Below are 17,465 nucleotides of genomic sequence, written 5' to 3'. Positions count from 1 at the left end.
CCCGACCCGCCTCCGCCTCGGACACGCCCTAGGCTCGGGGCGCCGGGGAGTCCCCGGCGGACCGGCGGGTCGCCGGCAGGACAGCAGGGAGAACAGCCCATGAGCACGCCGCCGTTTCTGACGCTGCCTCGGTGTGCGCGGGCCGAGCGGGTGGTGACCGGGCGCGGGGAGTTCGCGGCGCTGCGGGCGGAGCCGGCCGGGCCGGTGCGCGGTTCGGCACTGCTGGTGCCGGGGTTCACCGGCAGCAAGGAGGACTTCATCGCGCTGCTGGAACCGCTGGCGGCGGCCGGGTACCGGGTGACGGCCGTGGACCAGCGCGGGCAGTACGAGACCGGCGGCCCGGACGACCCGGCGGCGTACGGCGTCGGGGCGCTCGGCGCGGACGTACGGGCGCTGACCGGGGCGCTGACCGCCGACGGCACCCCCTTGCACCTGCTGGGGCACTCCTTCGGCGGCCAGGTGGTGCGCGAGGCGGTGCTCGCCGCGGCCGCCGAGGGCCCGCTGCCCTGGCGGTCGCTGACCCTGGTGTCCACCGGCCCGGGCGCGATCGACCCGGCCGAGGCGGCCCGCACCGAGCTGCTGCTGGACGCCCTGCAGGGCATGGACCTGGAGCAGATCTGGCAGGTCATGCGGCAGTTGGAGGCGGAGAGCGGGCAGCCCCGGCCGAGTCTGGAGCCGGCCGTCGCGGAGTTCCTGCACCGGCGCTGGCTGGCCAACGTGCCGCGGGCGCTGTCCGTCACCGGCGGCCATCTGGTGGCCGCGCCGGACCGGGTGGCGGAGCTGGCCGCCGCCACCGCCGGGCTGCCGCTGCTGGTGCTGTCGGGCGTGCGGGACTACGCCTGGCCGGTCCCGGAGCAGACCGCGATGGCCGAGCGGCTGGGTGCCCGCCGGGTGGTGGTCGCGGACGCCGGGCACTCCCCCAACGCCGAGCGGCCGGCCGCCACGGCCGAGGCGCTGGCCGCTTTCTGGGGCTGACGCGGCCGGCGCCGACGCCCGCCGGACCGGTCCGGTTCCCCCGGTTCACCGAAAGTGGTCTGTACCACTTCTGCAACTTCGACCGGCTTCAACACAGGACAAAATTCGTTAGTTACGGTAATCTTTGATTCTGTCCGGGAATCATCGCCGGCCTCCGCTCGGCGCCAATCTCCCGAAACCTGGACTTTACGGACGGGCAACGGCCCGGTAGCACCGCCACGTCACCGTGGTTCACGAGGCACTGGACGTACCAGGCAAGCAAGGGGGGCCCTTGCCGCAGCAGACCGCCGCACCCGCGACTACGACCCGCCCGGTCCGGTCTCACCGCCGGATCCGCAGGACCCCGAAAGGGCTGATACCGACTCAGCCGCGACCGCCCCGCCCCGCGGGGTCAGGAAAGGAGACGCCCATGACGAAGACCATGCGCTTCGAGATCGTCCGGCTCGACGACACCAACGGCTCCGCCGCCGACCGCCTGATCGCCGACGCCGCCACCGTGCGAGAGGTCGTCGACGCCGCCGCCCGCACCGGCGAGCGCCTGCTCATCCGCCCGTGCCCGACCGTCTGACCCGTCGCGGCGCCTCCGACCCGGAGCCCACACCCGCCGCCGACGACCCGGGAGCATCCGATCCGGACGTTCCGATACCCGACTGACGCCCCGTCACCGCATTCGCCGATGACGGGGCGTCAGTGCGTTCGGGGTTCGGAGCCGGAACGTTTGCCGCCGCCCGGGACGGGACATCCCCCAACGGGAACCGCCCGCGCCGCACCCACCCGGTGCCGGTCCGGGCGTCCGCCACCGACAGGTGCCGCCGAGCCCTCCGTACGGGTGATCGTCCTTGACGCGGCGGTCCGGAGGGAGGAGCGTTGACGGCTATGAGGGGCGAGCCAAGCTGCCCGAGGTGCGCCGGTCGGGTCCGCGCCCCCGGTCTGTTCTCAGACACCTGGCAGTGCGACCGGCACGGAGCCGTGCACCCGATGCAGCCCGTGCTGCCCCCGAGTGTGGAGGCCCTCGGCGTCGCCGTCGCCCGCTCCCAGGTCCCGGTCTGGCTGCCCTGGCCGCTCCCGGTCGGCTGGCTCTACACCGGCATCGCCCACGTCGGTGACGACGTTTCGGGAGCCCGGGCCACCGCCGTCGCCTGCTCCGGACCGGCCCCGCTCGGCGGCTTCGGCGAGCTGGTGCTGATCGCCGAGGAGCTGGGCGTCGGCCTCGGTGCCCGCTACGCGGGCCTGCCCGGACCGGACCCGGGCGACTCCGTCGGCCTCTACAAGCCCGCCGACGCCAAGCTGATGGCCGCCGGACGGCCCACGCCGATGTTCCACGTCCCGGACGCCCCGGCCGACCGCGCGGTGTTCGCCGGCGAGGCCCGCGGACTCTGGATCTGGGCGGTCGCCTGGCCCGAGCAGTCCGCGCTGGTGATGTACGACGAGCTGGTGCTGACCGACCTGCGCGAGGCGGGCGCCGAACTGGACCTGCTGCCCTGCGGGGCGCTCTCCCCCCGGCTGCTCGGCTGACCGCTGGCCTATCCTGGGCGGCACCCACGAGCCCCCAGGAGCCCGACCCGTGCGCATCGACCTGCACGCCCACAGCAACGCCTCCGACGGCACCGACAGCCCGGCCGAGCTGGTCGCCGCGGCCGTCGCCGCGGACCTCGACGTGGTGGCGCTGACCGACCACGACACCGTGGCCGGCCACGCTGAGGCCGCCGGGGCGGTGCGCGCGCTGCCCGCGGGCAGCCGGCTGACCGTCGTCCCGGGCGCCGAGCTGTCCTGTGCCGTGGACGGCATCAGCATGCACCTGCTGGCGTACCTGTTCGACCCCGCGGAGCCGGAGTTCGCGCGCGAGCGGGACCTGGTGCGCACCGACCGGTTCCGGCGCGGTCGGGCGATCGTGGAGCGCTGCCGGGAGCTCGGCGCGGACATCAGCTGGGAGCAGGTGCGGCGGATCGCCGGGGCCGGCTCGGTCGGACGGCCGCACATCGCCAGCGCGCTGGTCGAGGCGGGCGTGGTGGCCACCGTCTCGGACGCCTTCACCGCCGACTGGCTGGCCAACGGCGGGCGGGCGGACGTGCGCAAGCACGAGACCGACCCGGTCGCGGCGGTCCGGCTGGTCCGGGCGGCCGGCGGGGTGCCGGTGTTCGCCCACCCGGGCGCGGTCAAGCGCGGCCGGACGGTCTCCGACCAGGTGATCGCCGACCTCGCGGCGGCCGGGCTGGCCGGGCTGGAGGTCGACCACACCGACCACGACGAGGACACCAGGGTCCGGCTGCGCGGCCTGGCCGGCGAGCTCGGCCTGCTGGTCACCGGCTCCAGCGACTACCACGGCACCCGCAAGACCGTCCGGCTCGGCGAACACACCACCGACCCCGAGGTGTACGGGGCACTGCTGGCGCAGGCCACCGGCGCCGAGCCGATCGAGCGCTGAGCGGACGCGGCGGCGGGCACGGGGACGGACGCTGGGGCAGGGGACCCGTGACCCCTTGCCCCGGGGTCCGACGCCGCCGCACCCCGTCCGATCGCGCGGCGGTCAGTCCAGCCGGACGCCGCGGCGGTTCGGGTCGCGCAGGTCGGCGCCCTGGTCGAGCCAGCGCTCCTGCAGCGCGGCCGCGCCGTGCACCCGCTTCCAGCCCGCCTCGTTGGGCGTCATCGGCAGCAGCGGCAGGAAGCGGACCGGATCGGCCGGATCGGCCAGCTCCAGGTCCTCGACCAGGCCGCCCGGTTCGGCCGCGAGCACCGAGGTGAAGGGCGCGCCGTCCCAGAGCGGGGAGCCGAGGTCCAGCGAGCCGCCCGGGGCCACCACCAGGCCCTCGACCTGCGGGGTGGCGGCGAAGGTGGCCAGGGTGCGCAGCACGCTGTCGCGCCCGCCCCGGACGGTCAGCACCAGTTCGGCGCGCGGGCCGCGCACCTGGTCGGCGACCGGCGCGGTCGGGTCGGCCATCGGCGCGGCGGACATGCCGAGCGTGGCGTACCGCACGAGGTCCTCGGTGTCCGGGCCGAAGCGCAGCACCTCGATCCGGTCGGCACCGAGGAAGGTGACCGCGGCGCGGCCGCCCGGCTCGCCGAAGGTGGAGATCAGCCGGGCCTCGACGGCGGCCAGCACCGCCTCCCGGGAGAGCTCCGGGGAGGTGCCGCCGTGGGGGTCGCCGAAGAGCGGGAAGTCGTGCGCCATGCCGGTGAGCGTAACCCCCGGGGGTTCGCGGGCAGCGTGCGGGCGGGTGCGCGGACGCTCGCGGCGGGGCCGCACAAGGATCCCGTAAAGCCTTCGGAAACCTCCGGGAAACCCCACGGCTTCGACGCCCGGTCAGATGTTAGGGTGAGCGACTGGCCACCGGGATCGTTTCGTCCCGGGGCGGCGGCGCGAAGGAGGTGGTTGCGGTGGATACCGGCCGACCATGCAGTACCGGCAGCTCTACCCGGCCCCGACTCCCCCGTACCCCGCGCCCCGCAGGCCCAACCGGCTGAATCAGCCGCGGTAGCCCCGGGCGCAGGCCCCACGGCGGACGGACCGGCCGGGAGAGCACTTTCATCCCCCGTTCCACCGGTGTTCTCCGCCGTCGTACCGCGGCCGAACGTTTTTCCTTCCGCGCCGCCGCGCGACGGTTCCTGCCTCTGGGAGCCTGCCATGTCGATGATCAACAGCCTGCGCGCCGCCGTCCGCACCAACCGCCGCCGCGGTGTGTCCGGCGTCTACGACGTCCTGCCCGAGGACGCCGGTTCGGCGGTCGTGGACTGCGCGGTCTACCAGCACGGCAAGCGCAGGGGCGAGACGTGCAGCCCCCGCGAGGCCGCCCACCGGGTCAAGGCCGCCCACCAACTCCCCGAGGGCGAGGGCTCGTTCAGCTGGATCGGGCTGCACGAGCCGACCGAGGCCGAGTTCGAGGGGATCGCCCAGCGCTTCGGCCTGCACCCGCTCGCGGTCGAGGACGCGGTGCACGCGCACCAGCGCCCCAAGGTCGAGCGCTACGACAGCGTGCTGTTCGCCGTCTTCAAGACCATCCGCTACGTGGAGCACGACCAGCTCACGCCCACCAGCGAGGTGGTGGAGACCGGCGAGCTGATGGTCTTCGCCGGCCGGGACTTCGTCATCACCGTCCGGCACGGCGGCCACGGCTCGCTGCAGGAGCTGCGCCACCGGCTGGAGGCCGACGCGGACGAGAGCGGGCTGCTCTCCAAGGGCCCGGCGGCGGTGCTGCACGCGATCGCCGACCACGTGGTGGACAACTACCTGCTGGTCGCCGAGCGGCTCCAGAACGACGTGGACGAGATCGAGTACGGCGTCTTCTCGGCCAAGGGCGGGCGCAGCGCCGATGTCGGCCGGGTCTACCAACTCAAGCGCGAGGTACTGGAGTTCAAGCGTGCCGTGGTGCCGCTGCTGCGCCCGATGCAGCAGCTGTCCGAGCCGCTCCAGCGGCTGGTCGACCCGGACATCCAGAAGTACTTCCGGGACGTCGCCGACCACCTGGCCCGGGTCGCCGAGCAGGTGCACGGCTTCGACGAGCTGCTGAACTCGCTGCTGCAGGCGAACCTGGCGCAGGTCTCGGTGGCGCAGAACGAGGACATGCGCAAGATCACCGCCTGGGCGGCGATCTTCGCGGTGCCCACCATGATCACCGGCGTGTACGGCATGAACTTCGATTACATGCCCGAGCTGCACCACGAGTACGGCTACCCGATGGTGCTCGGCGCGATCGCACTGATCTGCGTCGGGATGTACCGGGGCTTCCGCCGCAACGGCTGGCTCTGACCGCCGCGGCCGGCTCCGGTCCGACGGTCAGCGCCGCCCACCGCGGGCGACCAGGACCAGGCCGAGCAGGATCAGCACCACCGCCGGGTAGGCGGCCGCCGGGGGCCACTGGCCCAGCCAGAGGGCGGCGATCAGCGCCGCGCCCGGGGTCTCCAGCAGGATCGCGGTGGAAGTGATCGACGGCCCGAGGTTGCGCACCACGCGGTTGCTCAGCGAGTGGCCGAGCAGCTGGGCGGCGACCATCAGCAGCACGATCTGCCACCACACCCCGGCCGGCCATCCGGCCAGCGGCGTGCCGGCCACCAGGCAGATCCCCAGCAGCACGGCCGCCGTGGTGGCGTAGCAGACCAGGGTGTAGGCAGTGGTGCTGACGGTCCTGCGGACCTCGGCACCCAGCAGCATGTACCCGGCCGCGGCCAGGCCCGCGCCGAGCGCGAGGGCGTCGCCGAGCAGCGCGCGCGGGGAGAGCGAGAGGTCCACGCCGGTCAGCACCAGCACGCCGGCGAAGGCGACGATCGTGCCGGTCCAGACCGCTCGCGGCGCCCGGACGCCCATCAGCCGCATCAGCAGGATGGTCCACAGCGGGGTGGTGGTGACCAGGGCGGTGGCCGAGGCCACCGAGGTCATCCGCAGGCTGGGCATCCAGAGCGCGAAGTGCACGCCGAGCAGCACTCCCGCGGCCACCGCGAGCAGCAGTGCCCGCCGGCCGATCCCGCGCAGTTCGGCGCGGTGGCGCAGCAGCGCGTACGGGCCGAGGACGCCGACCGACATGACATTGCGCCAGAGGGCGATCGCCAGCGCGGGCGCGGCGGTGGCGCTGATCAGCGGACCGGACAGCGAGATGCCGCCGATCGAGACCGCGAGCAGCAGCAGGTCGAGGGTGGGGAGCGGGTGCGCCGGCCCCGGGCCGGCAGTCGCGGTCGCGGGGGCGGTCGCGGAGGCGGTCGCGGAGGCGGTCGGGGCGGCGGAGGGGGCGGTCGCGGGCCGGGCGGCGGACACGGCGCTCCTTGCTGGTCGCGGGGGTGGGGCGGTCATACGGTAAGGCCCGTGGCGGCGCAATGGAACTGTCGCCCGGAGGCTGAGACGTCCGACCGGCTCCGGACCGCTCCGCCGGAGGGCCCCCGGTGGCCGTACGCTGTCCGCCATGGACCGTACGCCCGCCGCCGCGACCGCCGACGACTTCCTCGACCGGGCCCTGCTGGAGGAGGCCGCGAAGAAGTCCGGCCTGCTCTGGGTGCGCGCGGACGGGCAGGAGCACGCCCGGCCGCTGTGGCACGCCTGGCACGACGGCGCCGTCGTGGTGGTCGGCGGGGGCGGCGAGCAGCCGCTGCACGGCCTGGAGCCCGGCGCCGGGGCCGTGGTCACCGTCCGCAGCAAGGACAAGGGCGGCCGGCTGACCGGCTGGACCGCCCGGGTGGTCGAACCGGCCCCGGACAGCGAGGCCTGGCTGGGCGCCGTCGAGGAGCTCAAGGGCAAGCGGCTGAACGCGCCCGACACCGACGCCATCACCGCCCGCTGGGCCCGCGAGTGCCGGGTGCTGCGGCTGGAGCCGACCGGCCCGCTCACCGAGCACCCCGGGGCGATGCCGGACGGCTCGCACGCCGCGCAGCCGCTGCCCACCCCGGCCACCACCCGCCGCCCGATCCCGGCCGGCCTGCCCAAGCTGCTGTTCAAGCGCCGTTAAAGCCCCCCTAAACCTTTGAGCCCGGGACTCGTCCAACGGCTACCGTGCCTCCCGGCCGGGCCCGGGACACGCGGGTAGCCTTGGCCGCGGACGCGCCCCCGGCGCATCCGGTACGGCGTCGAGCGAGTCGAGGGAGTCCATGGCAGGGCCAGGCACCCGGGTCTTCATCTCCCATCTGTCCGCCATCGCGGTCTTCGACCCGAACGGCGACCAGGTCGGGCGGGTCCGGGACGTGGTCGTGTCGCTGCGGCTCGGCGGCCGCCCCCCGCGCGTGCTCGGCCTGGTGGTCGAGGTGGTCGGCCGGCGCCGGATCTTCCTGCCGATGACCCGGGTGACCAGCCTGGAGTCCGGCCAGGTGCTCACCACCGGTGTGATCAACATGCGCCGCTTCGAGCAGCGCCCGTCCGAGACCCTGGTGCTCGCCGAACTGCTGGACCGCACCGTCACCTGGTCCAAGACCGGTGAGCAGGTCACCGTGCTGGACGTCGGCATGGTGCAGAGCCGGCTGCGCGAGTGGGAGATCAGCAAGGTCTTCGTCCAGCTCGGCCGGGCCGGCCGGCTGCGCAAGGGCAAGGGCGAACGGCTCACTCTGGACTGGCAGGACGTCACCGGCTTCTCGCTGACCGAACAGGACCAGGGCGCGGCCAACCTGCTCGCCACCTTCGAGCAGCTGCGCCCCGCCGACCTCGCCAGCGTGCTGCACCACCTGTCCGCCAAGCGCCGGGCCGAGGTCGCCGCCGCCCTCGACGACGAGCGGCTGGCCGACGTCCTGGAGGAGCTGCCCGAGGACGACCAGGTCGAAATCATCGGCAAGCTCCAGGAGGAACGCGCCGCCGACGTCCTGGAGGCGATGGACCCGGACGACGCCGCCGACCTGCTCTCCGAGCTGCCCGGCGACGAGGCCGAGCGGCTGCTCCAGCTGATGGAGCCGGACGAGGCCGCGCCGGTGCGCCGCCTGCTGACCTACGAGGAGGACACCGCCGGCGGTCTGATGACCACCGAGCCGGTCGTGCTGGAGCCGGACGCGACGGTCGCCGAGGCGCTGGCCCGGGTCCGGGTCAGCGACCACAAGCCCGCGCTGGCCGCGCAGGTCTTCGTCTGCCGCCCGCCGAACGAGACCCCGACCGGCCGCTACCTGGGCACCGTGCACTTCCAGCGGCTGCTGCGCGAACCCCCGTACGTCCTGGTCGGCTCGCTGGTGGACGACGACCTGGACCCGCTGCCGCCGGACACCCCGCTGTCGCTGATCACCAGCTACCTGGCGACCTACAACCTGGTCGCCGCACCGGTCGTGGACGACGCGGACCACCTGCTCGGCGCGGTGACCGTCGACGACGTGCTGGACCACCTGCTGCCGGACGACTGGCGCGACGCCGCGCTGCACGCCCACGACGAGGACCGCGACGACGAGAGCGAAGGGGTGACCGGTGGACGGTGACCGCAGCGGACGGCCGGACGACTCCGCGCGCCGACGCCTCCAGGGAGAACTGCGCCAGCTGCGTCAGCTGCGCGAGCTGCGCACCCGCGAGGGCGGCCGGGACCGGCGCTCGGACACCGCGCCGATCACCGGCACCGGCCGCACCCGGCTCGACCAGCCCCGCACCGCGCGGCCCGGCCTGCTCTCGCTGCCCTCCTACGACCCGGAGGCCTTCGGCGTCCTGTCCGAGCGGATCGCCCGCTTCCTCGGCACCGGTCGGTTCATCGTCTGGATGACGGTGGTGGTCGTCGTCTGGATAGCGTGGAACACCCTGCTGCCGGCGAACGTGCGCTTCGACGAGTACCCGTTCATCTTCCTGACCCTGGCGCTGTCCCTGCAGGCCTCGTACGCGGCCCCGCTGATCCTGCTGGCGCAGAACCGCCAGGACAACCGGGACCGGGTCAACATGGAGCAGGACCGGGCCCGCAGCGACCGCAACATCGCCGACACCGAGTACCTGACCCGCGAGGTCGCGGCCCTGCGGCACGGGCTCGGCGAGGTGGCCACCCGGGACTTCATCCGGTCCGAACTCCAGTCCCTGCTCAAGGAGATCGACGAGCGCCGGGAGTCCTCCGACGCCCTGTGACCCTCGGCACGCTACCGGCGAGTCAAGGGAATCCGTCGGCGCCGTACCATCAAGGCATGGCCAACGAGACAGAGGTCGCGGCCGGCGTCACGGAGGAGTCCGTACGCCAGGCGCTGGCGACCGTCAACGACCCGGAGATCAACCGCCCGATCACCGAGATCGGCATGGTGAAATCGGTCGGGATCGCCGAGGGCGGCGCGGTGCGCGTCGCGGTCTACCTGACGGTCTCCGGCTGCCCGATGCGCGACACCATCGTCACCCGGGTGCGCGAGGCGGTCGGGAAGGTCCCCGGCGTGACCGGCGTCGAGGTCGAGCTCGACGTGATGAGCGACGAGCAGCGCAAGGAGCTGTCCCAGCTGCTGCGCGGCGGCGCCCCCGAGCGGGAGATCCCGTTCGCCAAGCCGGGCACGCTGACCAGGGTCTACGCCGTCGCCTCCGGCAAGGGCGGCGTCGGCAAGTCCTCGGTGACCGTCAACCTGGCGGCCGCGATGGCCGCCGACGGTCTGAAGGTCGCCGTGGTGGACGCCGACATCTACGGCCACAGCGTGCCGCGCATGCTGGGCGTCGAGGGCCGGCCGACCCAGGTCCAGGACATGATCATGCCGCCGCAGGCGAACGGCGTGAAGGTCATCTCGATCGGCATGTTCACCCCGGGCAACGCCCCGGTGGTCTGGCGCGGCCCGATGCTGCACCGCGCGCTCCAGCAGTTCCTCGCCGACGTGTACTGGGGCGACCTGGACGTGCTGCTGCTGGACCTGCCGCCCGGCACCGGCGACATCGCGATCTCGGTGGCCCAGCTGGTCCCCAACGCGGAGATCCTGATCGTCACCACCCCGCAGATGGCCGCCGCCGAGGTGGCCGAGCGGGCCGGCACCATCGCGGTGCAGACCCACCAGAAGATCGTCGGCGTGATCGAGAACATGTCCGGCATGCCGTGCCCGCACTGCGACGAGATGATCGACGTCTTCGGGACCGGCGGCGGCCAGACCGTCGCGGACGCGCTCACCCGCACCGTCGGCGCGACCGTCCCGGTGCTCGGCTCGATCCCGATCGACGTGCGGCTGCGCGAGGGCGGCGACGACGGCCGCCCGGTCGTGCTCGCCGCGCCCGACTCCCCGGCCGGCGCCGCCCTGCGCGCCGTGGCCGGCAAGCTCGGCGGCCGCCAGCGCGGGCTGTCCGGCATGTCGCTGGGCCTGACGCCCAGGAACAAGTTCTGAGACCGTGACCGACAGAGGGCCGGGTGGCCGGACCACCCGGCCCTCCGTCGTACCGTCGCGCGCCCCGGGGCGCTACGGCCGGGTGTAGGCGGCCAGCTCCGCAACGGTGGCGAAGCCGATGCCGTAGGCGCTGACGCCGCGGCCGTAGGCGCCGAGCAGGACGCCGGGGGCCTCGCCGGCCAGCACCCAGCCGTACTCGGACTCGCGGTAGCGGAAGGGCTGCGGCAGCCCGTTGACGGGCAGGCTGAGGGTGGACCAGCCGGGGCCCGCCAGGTCGTCGGCGAGGTCCCAGGCGAGGCTGCTCTGCTGGTCCAGCCAGTCCTGGCGCAGCGCCCGGTCCAGCTGCCCGGGCCAGGTCCCGGCGAGCAGGCCGGAGCCGGCCAGCCAGGCCGCGGAGGACGCTGAGGTCGCTTCCAGGGTGCCGGTGTTGTCGGCACTGCGGCGGCTGTCCCGGCGGGCCACCGTGACCACGACGGCGAACTTCCGCACGTCGCGCGGCTCGTACCGCTGGGCCGGCTCCTCGCCGTGGCCGAGCGAGCCGTAGTCGACACTGCCCGCGGTGCGGGGGCCGGCGCCGGCCTGCACCAGGAAGCGACGGCCGGTCCAGCCCTCGTCGAGCCCGTACCAGGGGAAGTCTGCGGACAGGTAGGGCACCAGCGGGTCCACCGGGCCGGCCTGTCCGCCGACCACCGGGCCGCCGGCCGTGACCGTCGCCCCTCCCGCCTGACTCGTCGCGTCCATCCCCGGGCCTCCTCAAACACACGTTTGCCTGCCGTGGCGCGCTCCCATGGTGGCGCACCGCGGCGCTCCCCGGGGCCGTTCCTGGTACGCGACGGGGCGCGTTGTGACGGACGGCTCAGCGGGAACAATCAGCACAATAGCGGCGCACACGCCACCGCCCCGCTCAGCCGGTGGCCGGGCGGGGCGGTGGCGCGGAGCCGGACGCGCCGTACGCGGTGCGGATCGACCGGCGTACGCGGCGTGATCAGGTGGCGTCGGGGTCGAACGGGGGGCGCTCGCCGGGCGCCAGCGGGGCGCCGGTGGAGGCGGCGGCCGGCGCGGACTTCTCGAAGCTGACGCTGCCGCTGCGGCCGTTGACCGGCGCCGCGGGCTTGTCGTCCAGGACCGAGCGGATGTCCAGCGAGTCCTTCATCTCCTTGAGGCCCAGCGGGTCCTCCTGGCCGCCCATGAGCTGCTTGCGGACGAAGGTCTTGGGGTTCAGGTCCTCGAACTCGAAGTCCTGGAAGTCGGGGCCCAGCTCGCTGCGGATGTCCTCCTTCGCGTTGTCGGCGAAGGAACGGATCTTCCGGATGAAGCCCATCGTGTCCTGGATCAACTTCGGCAGTTTGTCCGGGCCGAAGATGATGATCGCCATCACGACAAGCGTCAGGAGCTCCAGCCCACCCACGTCGCTGAACACCTTTGCTCCCTAGCTCGTCGGACGACGGTTCCTACAGGGTAATGGCCACCGGCGAGTCCCTGGTCCACGCTGGGATGAAGCCGTGGTAAAGACCTGCCGGTGGCCGAGGCCGTCCGGACCGGAGCACCGGTGTCCGTCGAGGGCCGCTCTAGCGAGTCTGCTGGCGCAGTGCGGCGGGCCCCCCGGGGTAGCGCTCCGGGTAGCCCGGCGGGGTCGCCTCGCGGGTCGCGGCGACCGGGCGGCCCGGGAAGTCCACCGGGACCTGCGCGTTCATCGGGACGAGTCCGCCGCCCCGGCCGGTGCCGGCACCGGGCGGGCTGACGGTGGTGCCGTGGCGCTCCTCGCCCTGGGTGCTGAGCCCGCCGACGCCGCCGAGCGTCACCGCGGCGACGGAGAAGGCGCCCGCGGCCGCGAACACCAGGCGGCGTCCGCGCGCGGGAGGGCGCACGACGGCCGCGGAGGGCTGCGGACGGGCCGGGGCGGCGGTGGGCTCGGGACGGGCCGTGCGCCGGCCCATGAGCGGCCCCAGCACCGCGCCGCGCCCGAAGGCACGCGGGTCCACCCCGGGCAGCGGGGCGTCGGCGCCGAGCGCGCCCGCGCCGAAGGAGGCCCCGGCACCGCGGCCGAAGGAGCCGCCGTCGAGCCGGCTGCCGCCGAGCGTGCCGGTGGCCGCGACCCCGCCACCGGGCAGGTCGTCGTCGTCATCGCGGCGGCCGCGCCCGGCCGGCCCGCCGCGGTCCGCCGGGGCGTCCTCGGGGAGGCTGCCGACGGCCATCAGGCGGGCCATCAGCGCGGAGGACGGGCCGGGGGTGCCGGTGCGGGTCAGCATGTGCTTGACGGCGCGGCCCTCGTCGGCCTCGGCGAGGCACTGGGGACAGGTCGCCAGGTGGGCCTGGACGCGGTCGCGCGAGTCGTGGCCGAGTTCGCCGTCCAGGAAGGCGGAGAGGCGCTCGCCCAGGTGGTGCTCCTCGGCGGCGGGCGCGGTGGGGCGGACGGGAAGCGCGTGCAGCGCCGTGTCCGCGGGCAGTGCCACCGCGGGCAGCACGGGCTCACCGGGTTCGTCGCCTCCGCGACGCCCCGGCAGGGCCCAGCCCCGTCGGGTCAGGGACCGGTCGGACGCATCCGAACGATCCGAACCGGACCGGCTGGTTCCGCTCACGATCGCCTCCGTCCGCGCCCACCGGGCGCGACCGCGGCCTCGACCACGCCGACGCCGACCGGCACCGGCTCCTCCGAGCCGCCGCGGCGCTCACGGCCGGGGGCCGAGCCGGGGGCGCGGTGCTTGAGCGCGGCGCGCAGGTGCGAGCGGCCGCGGTGGATGCGGCTGCGGACGGTGCCGAGCTTGACGCCCAGCGTGGCGGCGATCTCCTCGTAGGACAGGCCCTCGATGTCGCAGAGCACCACGGCGGCCCGGAACTCCGGCGCGAGGGTGTCCAGCGCCTGCTGGACGTCGGCGTCGAAGTGGGTGTCGCTGAAGTGCTGGGCCGGGCTGGGCTCGCGGGAGGGGAGCCGCTCCGCCGCGTCCTCGCCGAGCGCGTCGAAGCGGATGCGCTGGCGGCGGCGGACCATGTCCAGGAAGAGGTTGGTGGTGATCCGGTGCAGCCAGCCCTCGAACGTGCCGGGGGTGTAGGTCGACAGCGAACGGAATACCCGGACGAAGACCTCCTGGGTGAGGTCCTCGGCGTCGTGCTGGTTGCCCGTCAGACGGTAGGCGAGCCGGTAGACGCGGGCGCTGTGCGCCTCGACGATCTCCTCCCAGGTGGGCGGAGTCCAGGTCTGCGCGTCGGGACCTTCGGTGAAGGTCGCGAGAGCGGGGGCCTCGGTGGCACCGGCGGTCGGCGTGGCGGCCGCGGGCTGGTCCAGGTCGGAGTGCGCAGGCTGGTTCATCACGGGCTTCGGCGTACGGGCCGACGCGGTGCCGCGGGAGTGCCGCCGCACAGGGACGTCGCCCTCGGCCACACCTCCTCGGTCGGCTCTTCTGCCCAGCAGGGCCACCACCATATCCACCTCACCCGTCAAGCCCGGATAAAAGTGCCCGGGAGGCCTTCCGCACCCGGTCCGTCCTGACAACGGCCCGCCGCCGTACGCGGTTCCCGGTCGGCCAGTAATCTGTGCCAGGAAATATCGACATCCCTCGGCACCGGGCTGCCGCCCGGCGCTCCGAAAGAGGCAGCCATCAGCGAATTCGGGCCCGCACGTGCGGCCCTCGCCGACACCTTCGTGAGCGAGGACGCGGTGCTGACCTACGCCCGGGCCCAGTCCGCGCGGACCGGGATAAAGGCGATCGGGCCGAGCGGCGGGGCGTGCCTGCGGCTGCTGGCCGCCGCGCTGGACGCCAAGGCGGTCGCCGAGATCGGCACCGGCACCGGGGTATCAGGGGTCTACCTGCTGCGCGGGATGCGGCCGGACGGCGTGCTCACCACGGTGGACTCCGAACCGGTGCGCCAGCAGCTGGCGCGCGAGGCGTACCAGGCGGCCGGGTTCGCGGCCAACCGCTCCCGGTTCATACCGGGCCGGGCCCTGGAGGTGCTGCCCCGGCTCGCCGACGGCCAGTACGACCTGGTGTTCTGCGACGGCGACCCGGTCGAGTCCTGCGAGTACCTGCTGGAGGCGCTGCGGCTGCTGCGGCCGGGCGGGATGGTCTGCTTCGAGGGGGTCTTCCAGGAGGGCAGGCTGGCCGAACCGGAGCTCCAGGACCCGCAGACCGGCGCCGTCCGGGACCTGGTCCGGGACGTGCGGGAGAGCGAGGCCCTGCTGCCGGCACTGCTGCCGGTGTCGGACGGGCTGCTCTGCGCCATCAAGCGCTGAGCCCGGCGCCATCGAGCGCCGAGCCCGGCGCCCCGCGGGGACCGGGCCCGGAAAACGTGCGGACCCGGGCCGACATGACGTCGTACCCGGGCCCGGCAGCACATCTCCAGGAGATGGCGAGCACCTGCTGCGGTCAGCCGCAGGCCTTCTTCAGGGCCTCGCCGAGGGCGTCGGCCTCGTCAGGCGTGAGCTCCACCACAAGGCGTCCGCCGCCTTCGAGCGGAACGCGCATGATGATGCCCCGCCCCTCTTTGGTGACTTCGAGCGGGCCGTCACCCGTCCGCGGCTTCATGGCCGCCATGCTCGTTCCCCTTCCTGCAACCGCTCAGCTACGCACCGGCAGTCCGTCCACCGCCGGTATCGAACGCATTGATCGGAAGCCATTATCCCGCATGCCACGGGCTGATGACCAACATCACTCTCGGTGCAACCACGGCCGGACCGCCCCCAACCGCCGCAAACCGCGTCATAAGCCCCGGCGTGGCGGCGGCACGGACAGCACCGGAAGGTGCGATACCTCACACTCCCCAGGCCCCCGTGTGCTCCGGCATCCTGACACACACGACCGACACCGCCACGACCCCGGGAGCCCTCACCCATGTCCGATTCCGTGCTGTACGAGCTGGACGGCGGCCTGGCCGTCCTCACCATCAACCGCCCGGAGGCGATGAACGCGCTCGACGTCGCCACCAAGATCGCGCTGCGCGACGCCGTGACCGCCGCGGCCGCGGACCCGGCGGTGCGGGCCGTCCTGCTGACCGGGGCGGGCGAGCGGGCCTTCTGCGTCGGCCAGGACCTGAACGAGCACCTGACCCTGCTGAAGCGGGCCGAGGAGACCGGCGAGGGCGCGCTGCGCACCGTCGCCGAGCACTACAACCCGCTGGTGCGGGCGCTGGCCGGAATGCGCAAGCCGACCGTCGCCGCGGTCGGCGGGGTGGCGGCCGGAGCCGGCGCCTCGCTCGCCTTCGCCTGCGACTTCCGCTTCCTGTCCGACCGGGCCGGCTTCAACACCGCCTTCGCCGGGATCGGGCTGACCGCCGACTCGGGCGCCTCCTGGACGCTGCCCCGGCTGGTCGGGCACGCCAGGGCCACCGAGCTGCTGATGCTCCCCCGGACGGTCAAGGCCGCCGAGGCGATGGAGCTGGGCCTGGCCACCAAGGTGGTGCCGGCCGAGGAACTCGCCGCCACCGCCCGGGCCTTCGCCCGCGAGCTGGCCGAGGGCCCGACCGTCGCCTACGGCGCCATCAAGGAGTCGCTGGCGTACGGCGCCTCCCACTCGCTGGACGAACTCCTCGACAAGGAGGACGAGTTGCAGACCCTGGCGGGCGAGAGCGAGGACCACCGGATCGCGGTGCGCGCCTTCATCGCCAAGGAGAAGCCGAAGTACCTGGGCCGCTGAGGCGCGCGGGGGCCGACCACCGGGCCCCGCGCCGGCTGGTCAGCCCTTGGCGCCGGTGCGGACGTGGCAGTCCGCCAGGTGGTCGTCGACCAGCCCGCAGGCCTGCATCAGGGCGTAGGCGGTGGTCGGGCCGACGAAGCGGAAGCCCTCCTTCTTCAGCGCCTTCGCCAGCGCCGTCGACTCCGGCGTGACGGCCGGCACCTCGCTCAGCGTGCGGGGGGCCGGCCGGTCCGGCTCGGCGGCGAACCGCCAGATCAGCGCGTCCAGGCCGCCCTCCAGATCGCGGGCGACCCGCGCGTTGGCGATCGCCGCCTCGATCTTGGCCCGGTTGCGGATGATGCCGGCGTCGGCGAGCAGGCGCTCCTTGTCCGCCTCGCCGAACTCGGCGACCTCGGCGATCTCGAAGCCCGCAAACGCGGCCCGGAAGCCCTCGCGGCGGCGCAGGATGGTCAGCCAGGACAGGCCGGACTGGAAGGCCTCCAGGCAGACCCGCTCGAACAGCGCGTCGTCGCCGTGCACCGGGCGGCCCCACTCGGTGTCGTGGTAGACCCGGTAGTCGTCGGTGGAATCGCCCCAGGCGCAGCGGCGCAGCCCGTCCGCACCGAGCACCGCGCCCTCGACCTCACCACTCATGCGCACCCGTTCACTTGTCGGCCCCCGGCTTCGCGTCCTCGGGGGCTTGCTCCCCGGCCGGCTGCTTGGCGAGCACCACGACCGGCTCGACCACCTGGGCGAACTCCTCCAGGCCGGGCAGCGGCTCGGCCGCCGGGTCGGGGGCGGTGGTCGCCTCGACCGCGCCGCGCAGATGGGCGGCGGCCTCCAGCTCGGCGATCCGCGCGTCGCGGTAGGCGAGTTCGGCGCCGAGGCGGTCCAGGACGTCGTCCACCTCGTCCATCCGGTAGCCGCGCAGCGCCATCGGCAGGCGCAGCTCGTCCACGTCCGCCTTGCCCAGCGGGCGGTCCTGCGGCAGTCGCGCGGAGATGCGGTCCGGTACCGCCTCCGGCATCGACCCGCCCCCACCCAGCGCCACCAGGGCGGCACCACCGACCACCACGGCCATGGCGACCACGATCACCCAGAACACGAGCTGTCCTCCCGAACTCCCGGCCGGTCCGCTATGTGGTGGCAGGTAACCACACTGATCATGACAGCATG

General features: G+C 74.1%; 20 protein-coding genes. 11 read left to right on the top strand and 9 right to left on the bottom strand.

Going from position 1 to position 17,465, the window contains the following annotated elements:
* Positions 1-99: 99 nt before the first annotated feature.
* The 4 genes from ACFVUY_RS13910 to ACFVUY_RS13895 all read left to right on the top strand — a co-directional run bounded on the left by ACFVUY_RS13910 (position 100) and on the right by ACFVUY_RS13895 (position 3,400).
* A complete protein-coding gene (locus ACFVUY_RS13910; RefSeq protein ID WP_387694911.1) occupies positions 100-975 on the top strand; it encodes an alpha/beta fold hydrolase in 876 nt (291 codons plus the stop codon).
* Positions 976-1,384: 409 nt separating this feature from the next.
* On the top strand, positions 1,385-1,543 hold the full coding sequence (locus ACFVUY_RS13905; protein WP_359903649.1) for a hypothetical protein: 159 nt from the start codon (positions 1,385-1,387) through the stop codon (positions 1,541-1,543).
* A 308-nt stretch (positions 1,544-1,851) separates the two neighbouring features.
* Complete coding sequence (locus tag ACFVUY_RS13900; RefSeq protein WP_387694910.1) at positions 1,852-2,490, top strand: DUF6758 family protein; 639 nt, start codon at positions 1,852-1,854, stop codon at positions 2,488-2,490.
* A gap of 49 nt (positions 2,491-2,539) precedes the next feature.
* On the top strand, positions 2,540-3,400 hold the full coding sequence (locus ACFVUY_RS13895; protein WP_387729817.1) for a PHP domain-containing protein: 861 nt from the start codon (positions 2,540-2,542) through the stop codon (positions 3,398-3,400).
* A 102-nt stretch (positions 3,401-3,502) separates the two neighbouring features.
* Here the strand turns inward: ACFVUY_RS13895 and ACFVUY_RS13890 are convergent, their stop codons facing one another.
* Positions 3,503-4,144: a suppressor of fused domain protein gene (locus tag ACFVUY_RS13890; RefSeq protein WP_387694908.1), complete on the bottom strand. Its 642-nt coding sequence runs from the start codon at positions 4,142-4,144 to the stop codon at positions 3,503-3,505.
* A gap of 453 nt (positions 4,145-4,597) precedes the next feature.
* Here ACFVUY_RS13890 and corA point away from each other — a divergent pair, with 453 nt between their 5' ends.
* Positions 4,598-5,719 (top strand): magnesium/cobalt transporter CorA, encoded by a 1,122-nt coding sequence (gene corA / locus ACFVUY_RS13885; protein ID WP_387694907.1) that lies wholly within the window; start codon positions 4,598-4,600, stop codon positions 5,717-5,719.
* Between the two features lie 27 nt (positions 5,720-5,746).
* Here the strand turns inward: corA and ACFVUY_RS13880 are convergent, their stop codons facing one another.
* Positions 5,747-6,718 (bottom strand): DMT family transporter, encoded by a 972-nt coding sequence (locus ACFVUY_RS13880; RefSeq protein ID WP_387729815.1) that lies wholly within the window; start codon positions 6,716-6,718, stop codon positions 5,747-5,749.
* A 145-nt stretch (positions 6,719-6,863) separates the two neighbouring features.
* Here ACFVUY_RS13880 and ACFVUY_RS13875 point away from each other — a divergent pair, with 145 nt between their 5' ends.
* The 4 genes from ACFVUY_RS13875 to ACFVUY_RS13860 all read left to right on the top strand — a co-directional run bounded on the left by ACFVUY_RS13875 (position 6,864) and on the right by ACFVUY_RS13860 (position 10,683).
* Complete coding sequence (locus ACFVUY_RS13875; protein ID WP_387729812.1) at positions 6,864-7,403, top strand: hypothetical protein; 540 nt, start codon at positions 6,864-6,866, stop codon at positions 7,401-7,403.
* Between the two features lie 139 nt (positions 7,404-7,542).
* Positions 7,543-8,841: a magnesium transporter MgtE N-terminal domain-containing protein gene (locus ACFVUY_RS13870; RefSeq protein ID WP_359903533.1), complete on the top strand. Its 1,299-nt coding sequence runs from the start codon at positions 7,543-7,545 to the stop codon at positions 8,839-8,841.
* A 76-nt stretch (positions 8,842-8,917) separates the two neighbouring features.
* A complete protein-coding gene (locus ACFVUY_RS13865; protein ID WP_387694950.1) occupies positions 8,918-9,466 on the top strand; it encodes a DUF1003 domain-containing protein in 549 nt (182 codons plus the stop codon).
* Between the two features lie 56 nt (positions 9,467-9,522).
* Positions 9,523-10,683: an Mrp/NBP35 family ATP-binding protein gene (locus tag ACFVUY_RS13860; RefSeq protein ID WP_387694902.1), complete on the top strand. Its 1,161-nt coding sequence runs from the start codon at positions 9,523-9,525 to the stop codon at positions 10,681-10,683.
* Between the two features lie 72 nt (positions 10,684-10,755).
* Here the strand turns inward: ACFVUY_RS13860 and ACFVUY_RS13855 are convergent, their stop codons facing one another.
* From ACFVUY_RS13855 to sigE, 4 genes are all read right to left on the bottom strand, one after another.
* A complete protein-coding gene (locus ACFVUY_RS13855; RefSeq protein WP_387694901.1) occupies positions 10,756-11,424 on the bottom strand; it encodes a hypothetical protein in 669 nt (222 codons plus the stop codon).
* A gap of 244 nt (positions 11,425-11,668) precedes the next feature.
* Entirely contained in the window at positions 11,669-12,103 is a 435-nt protein-coding gene (locus ACFVUY_RS13850) for a sec-independent translocase (RefSeq protein ID WP_387694900.1), read from the bottom strand.
* A 148-nt stretch (positions 12,104-12,251) separates the two neighbouring features.
* The gene (locus ACFVUY_RS13845) at positions 12,252-13,136 is read right to left on the bottom strand and encodes a zf-HC2 domain-containing protein (RefSeq protein WP_387729809.1); all 885 of its coding nucleotides are present in this window, start codon (positions 13,134-13,136) and stop codon (positions 12,252-12,254) included.
* 122 nt (positions 13,137-13,258) lie between these two features.
* Positions 13,259-13,990 (bottom strand): RNA polymerase sigma factor SigE, encoded by a 732-nt coding sequence (sigE, locus tag ACFVUY_RS13840; RefSeq protein WP_387730063.1) that lies wholly within the window; start codon positions 13,988-13,990, stop codon positions 13,259-13,261.
* A 258-nt stretch (positions 13,991-14,248) separates the two neighbouring features.
* Here sigE and ACFVUY_RS13835 point away from each other — a divergent pair, with 258 nt between their 5' ends.
* Positions 14,249-14,911: a class I SAM-dependent methyltransferase gene (locus ACFVUY_RS13835; protein WP_359903646.1), complete on the top strand. Its 663-nt coding sequence runs from the start codon at positions 14,249-14,251 to the stop codon at positions 14,909-14,911.
* Positions 14,912-15,044: 133 nt separating this feature from the next.
* Here ACFVUY_RS13835 and ACFVUY_RS13830 read toward each other — a convergent pair whose 3' ends face one another.
* Entirely contained in the window at positions 15,045-15,212 is a 168-nt protein-coding gene (locus ACFVUY_RS13830; RefSeq protein ID WP_014137929.1) for a DUF3117 domain-containing protein, read from the bottom strand.
* Between the two features lie 297 nt (positions 15,213-15,509).
* On the opposite strand from ACFVUY_RS13830, the gene ACFVUY_RS13825 reads away from it, so the two are divergent.
* Complete coding sequence (locus ACFVUY_RS13825; protein WP_359903545.1) at positions 15,510-16,310, top strand: enoyl-CoA hydratase-related protein; 801 nt, start codon at positions 15,510-15,512, stop codon at positions 16,308-16,310.
* Between the two features lie 39 nt (positions 16,311-16,349).
* Here the strand turns inward: ACFVUY_RS13825 and ACFVUY_RS13820 are convergent, their stop codons facing one another.
* Both ACFVUY_RS13820 and ACFVUY_RS13815 read right to left on the bottom strand, forming a co-directional pair.
* Positions 16,350-16,943, bottom strand: a complete 594-nt coding sequence (locus ACFVUY_RS13820) for a DNA-3-methyladenine glycosylase I (protein WP_359903548.1) — start codon at positions 16,941-16,943, stop codon at positions 16,350-16,352.
* 10 nt (positions 16,944-16,953) lie between these two features.
* On the bottom strand, positions 16,954-17,394 hold the full coding sequence (locus ACFVUY_RS13815) for a DivIVA domain-containing protein (protein WP_387729807.1): 441 nt from the start codon (positions 17,392-17,394) through the stop codon (positions 16,954-16,956).
* Positions 17,395-17,465: the final 71 nt, after the last annotated feature.

Source organism: Kitasatospora sp. NPDC058063 (genome assembly GCF_042885395.1).
Classification (GTDB): domain Bacteria; phylum Actinomycetota; class Actinomycetes; order Streptomycetales; family Streptomycetaceae; genus Kitasatospora; species Kitasatospora lactacystinica.
This window is presented reverse-complemented; position numbering and strand designations above follow the sequence as displayed.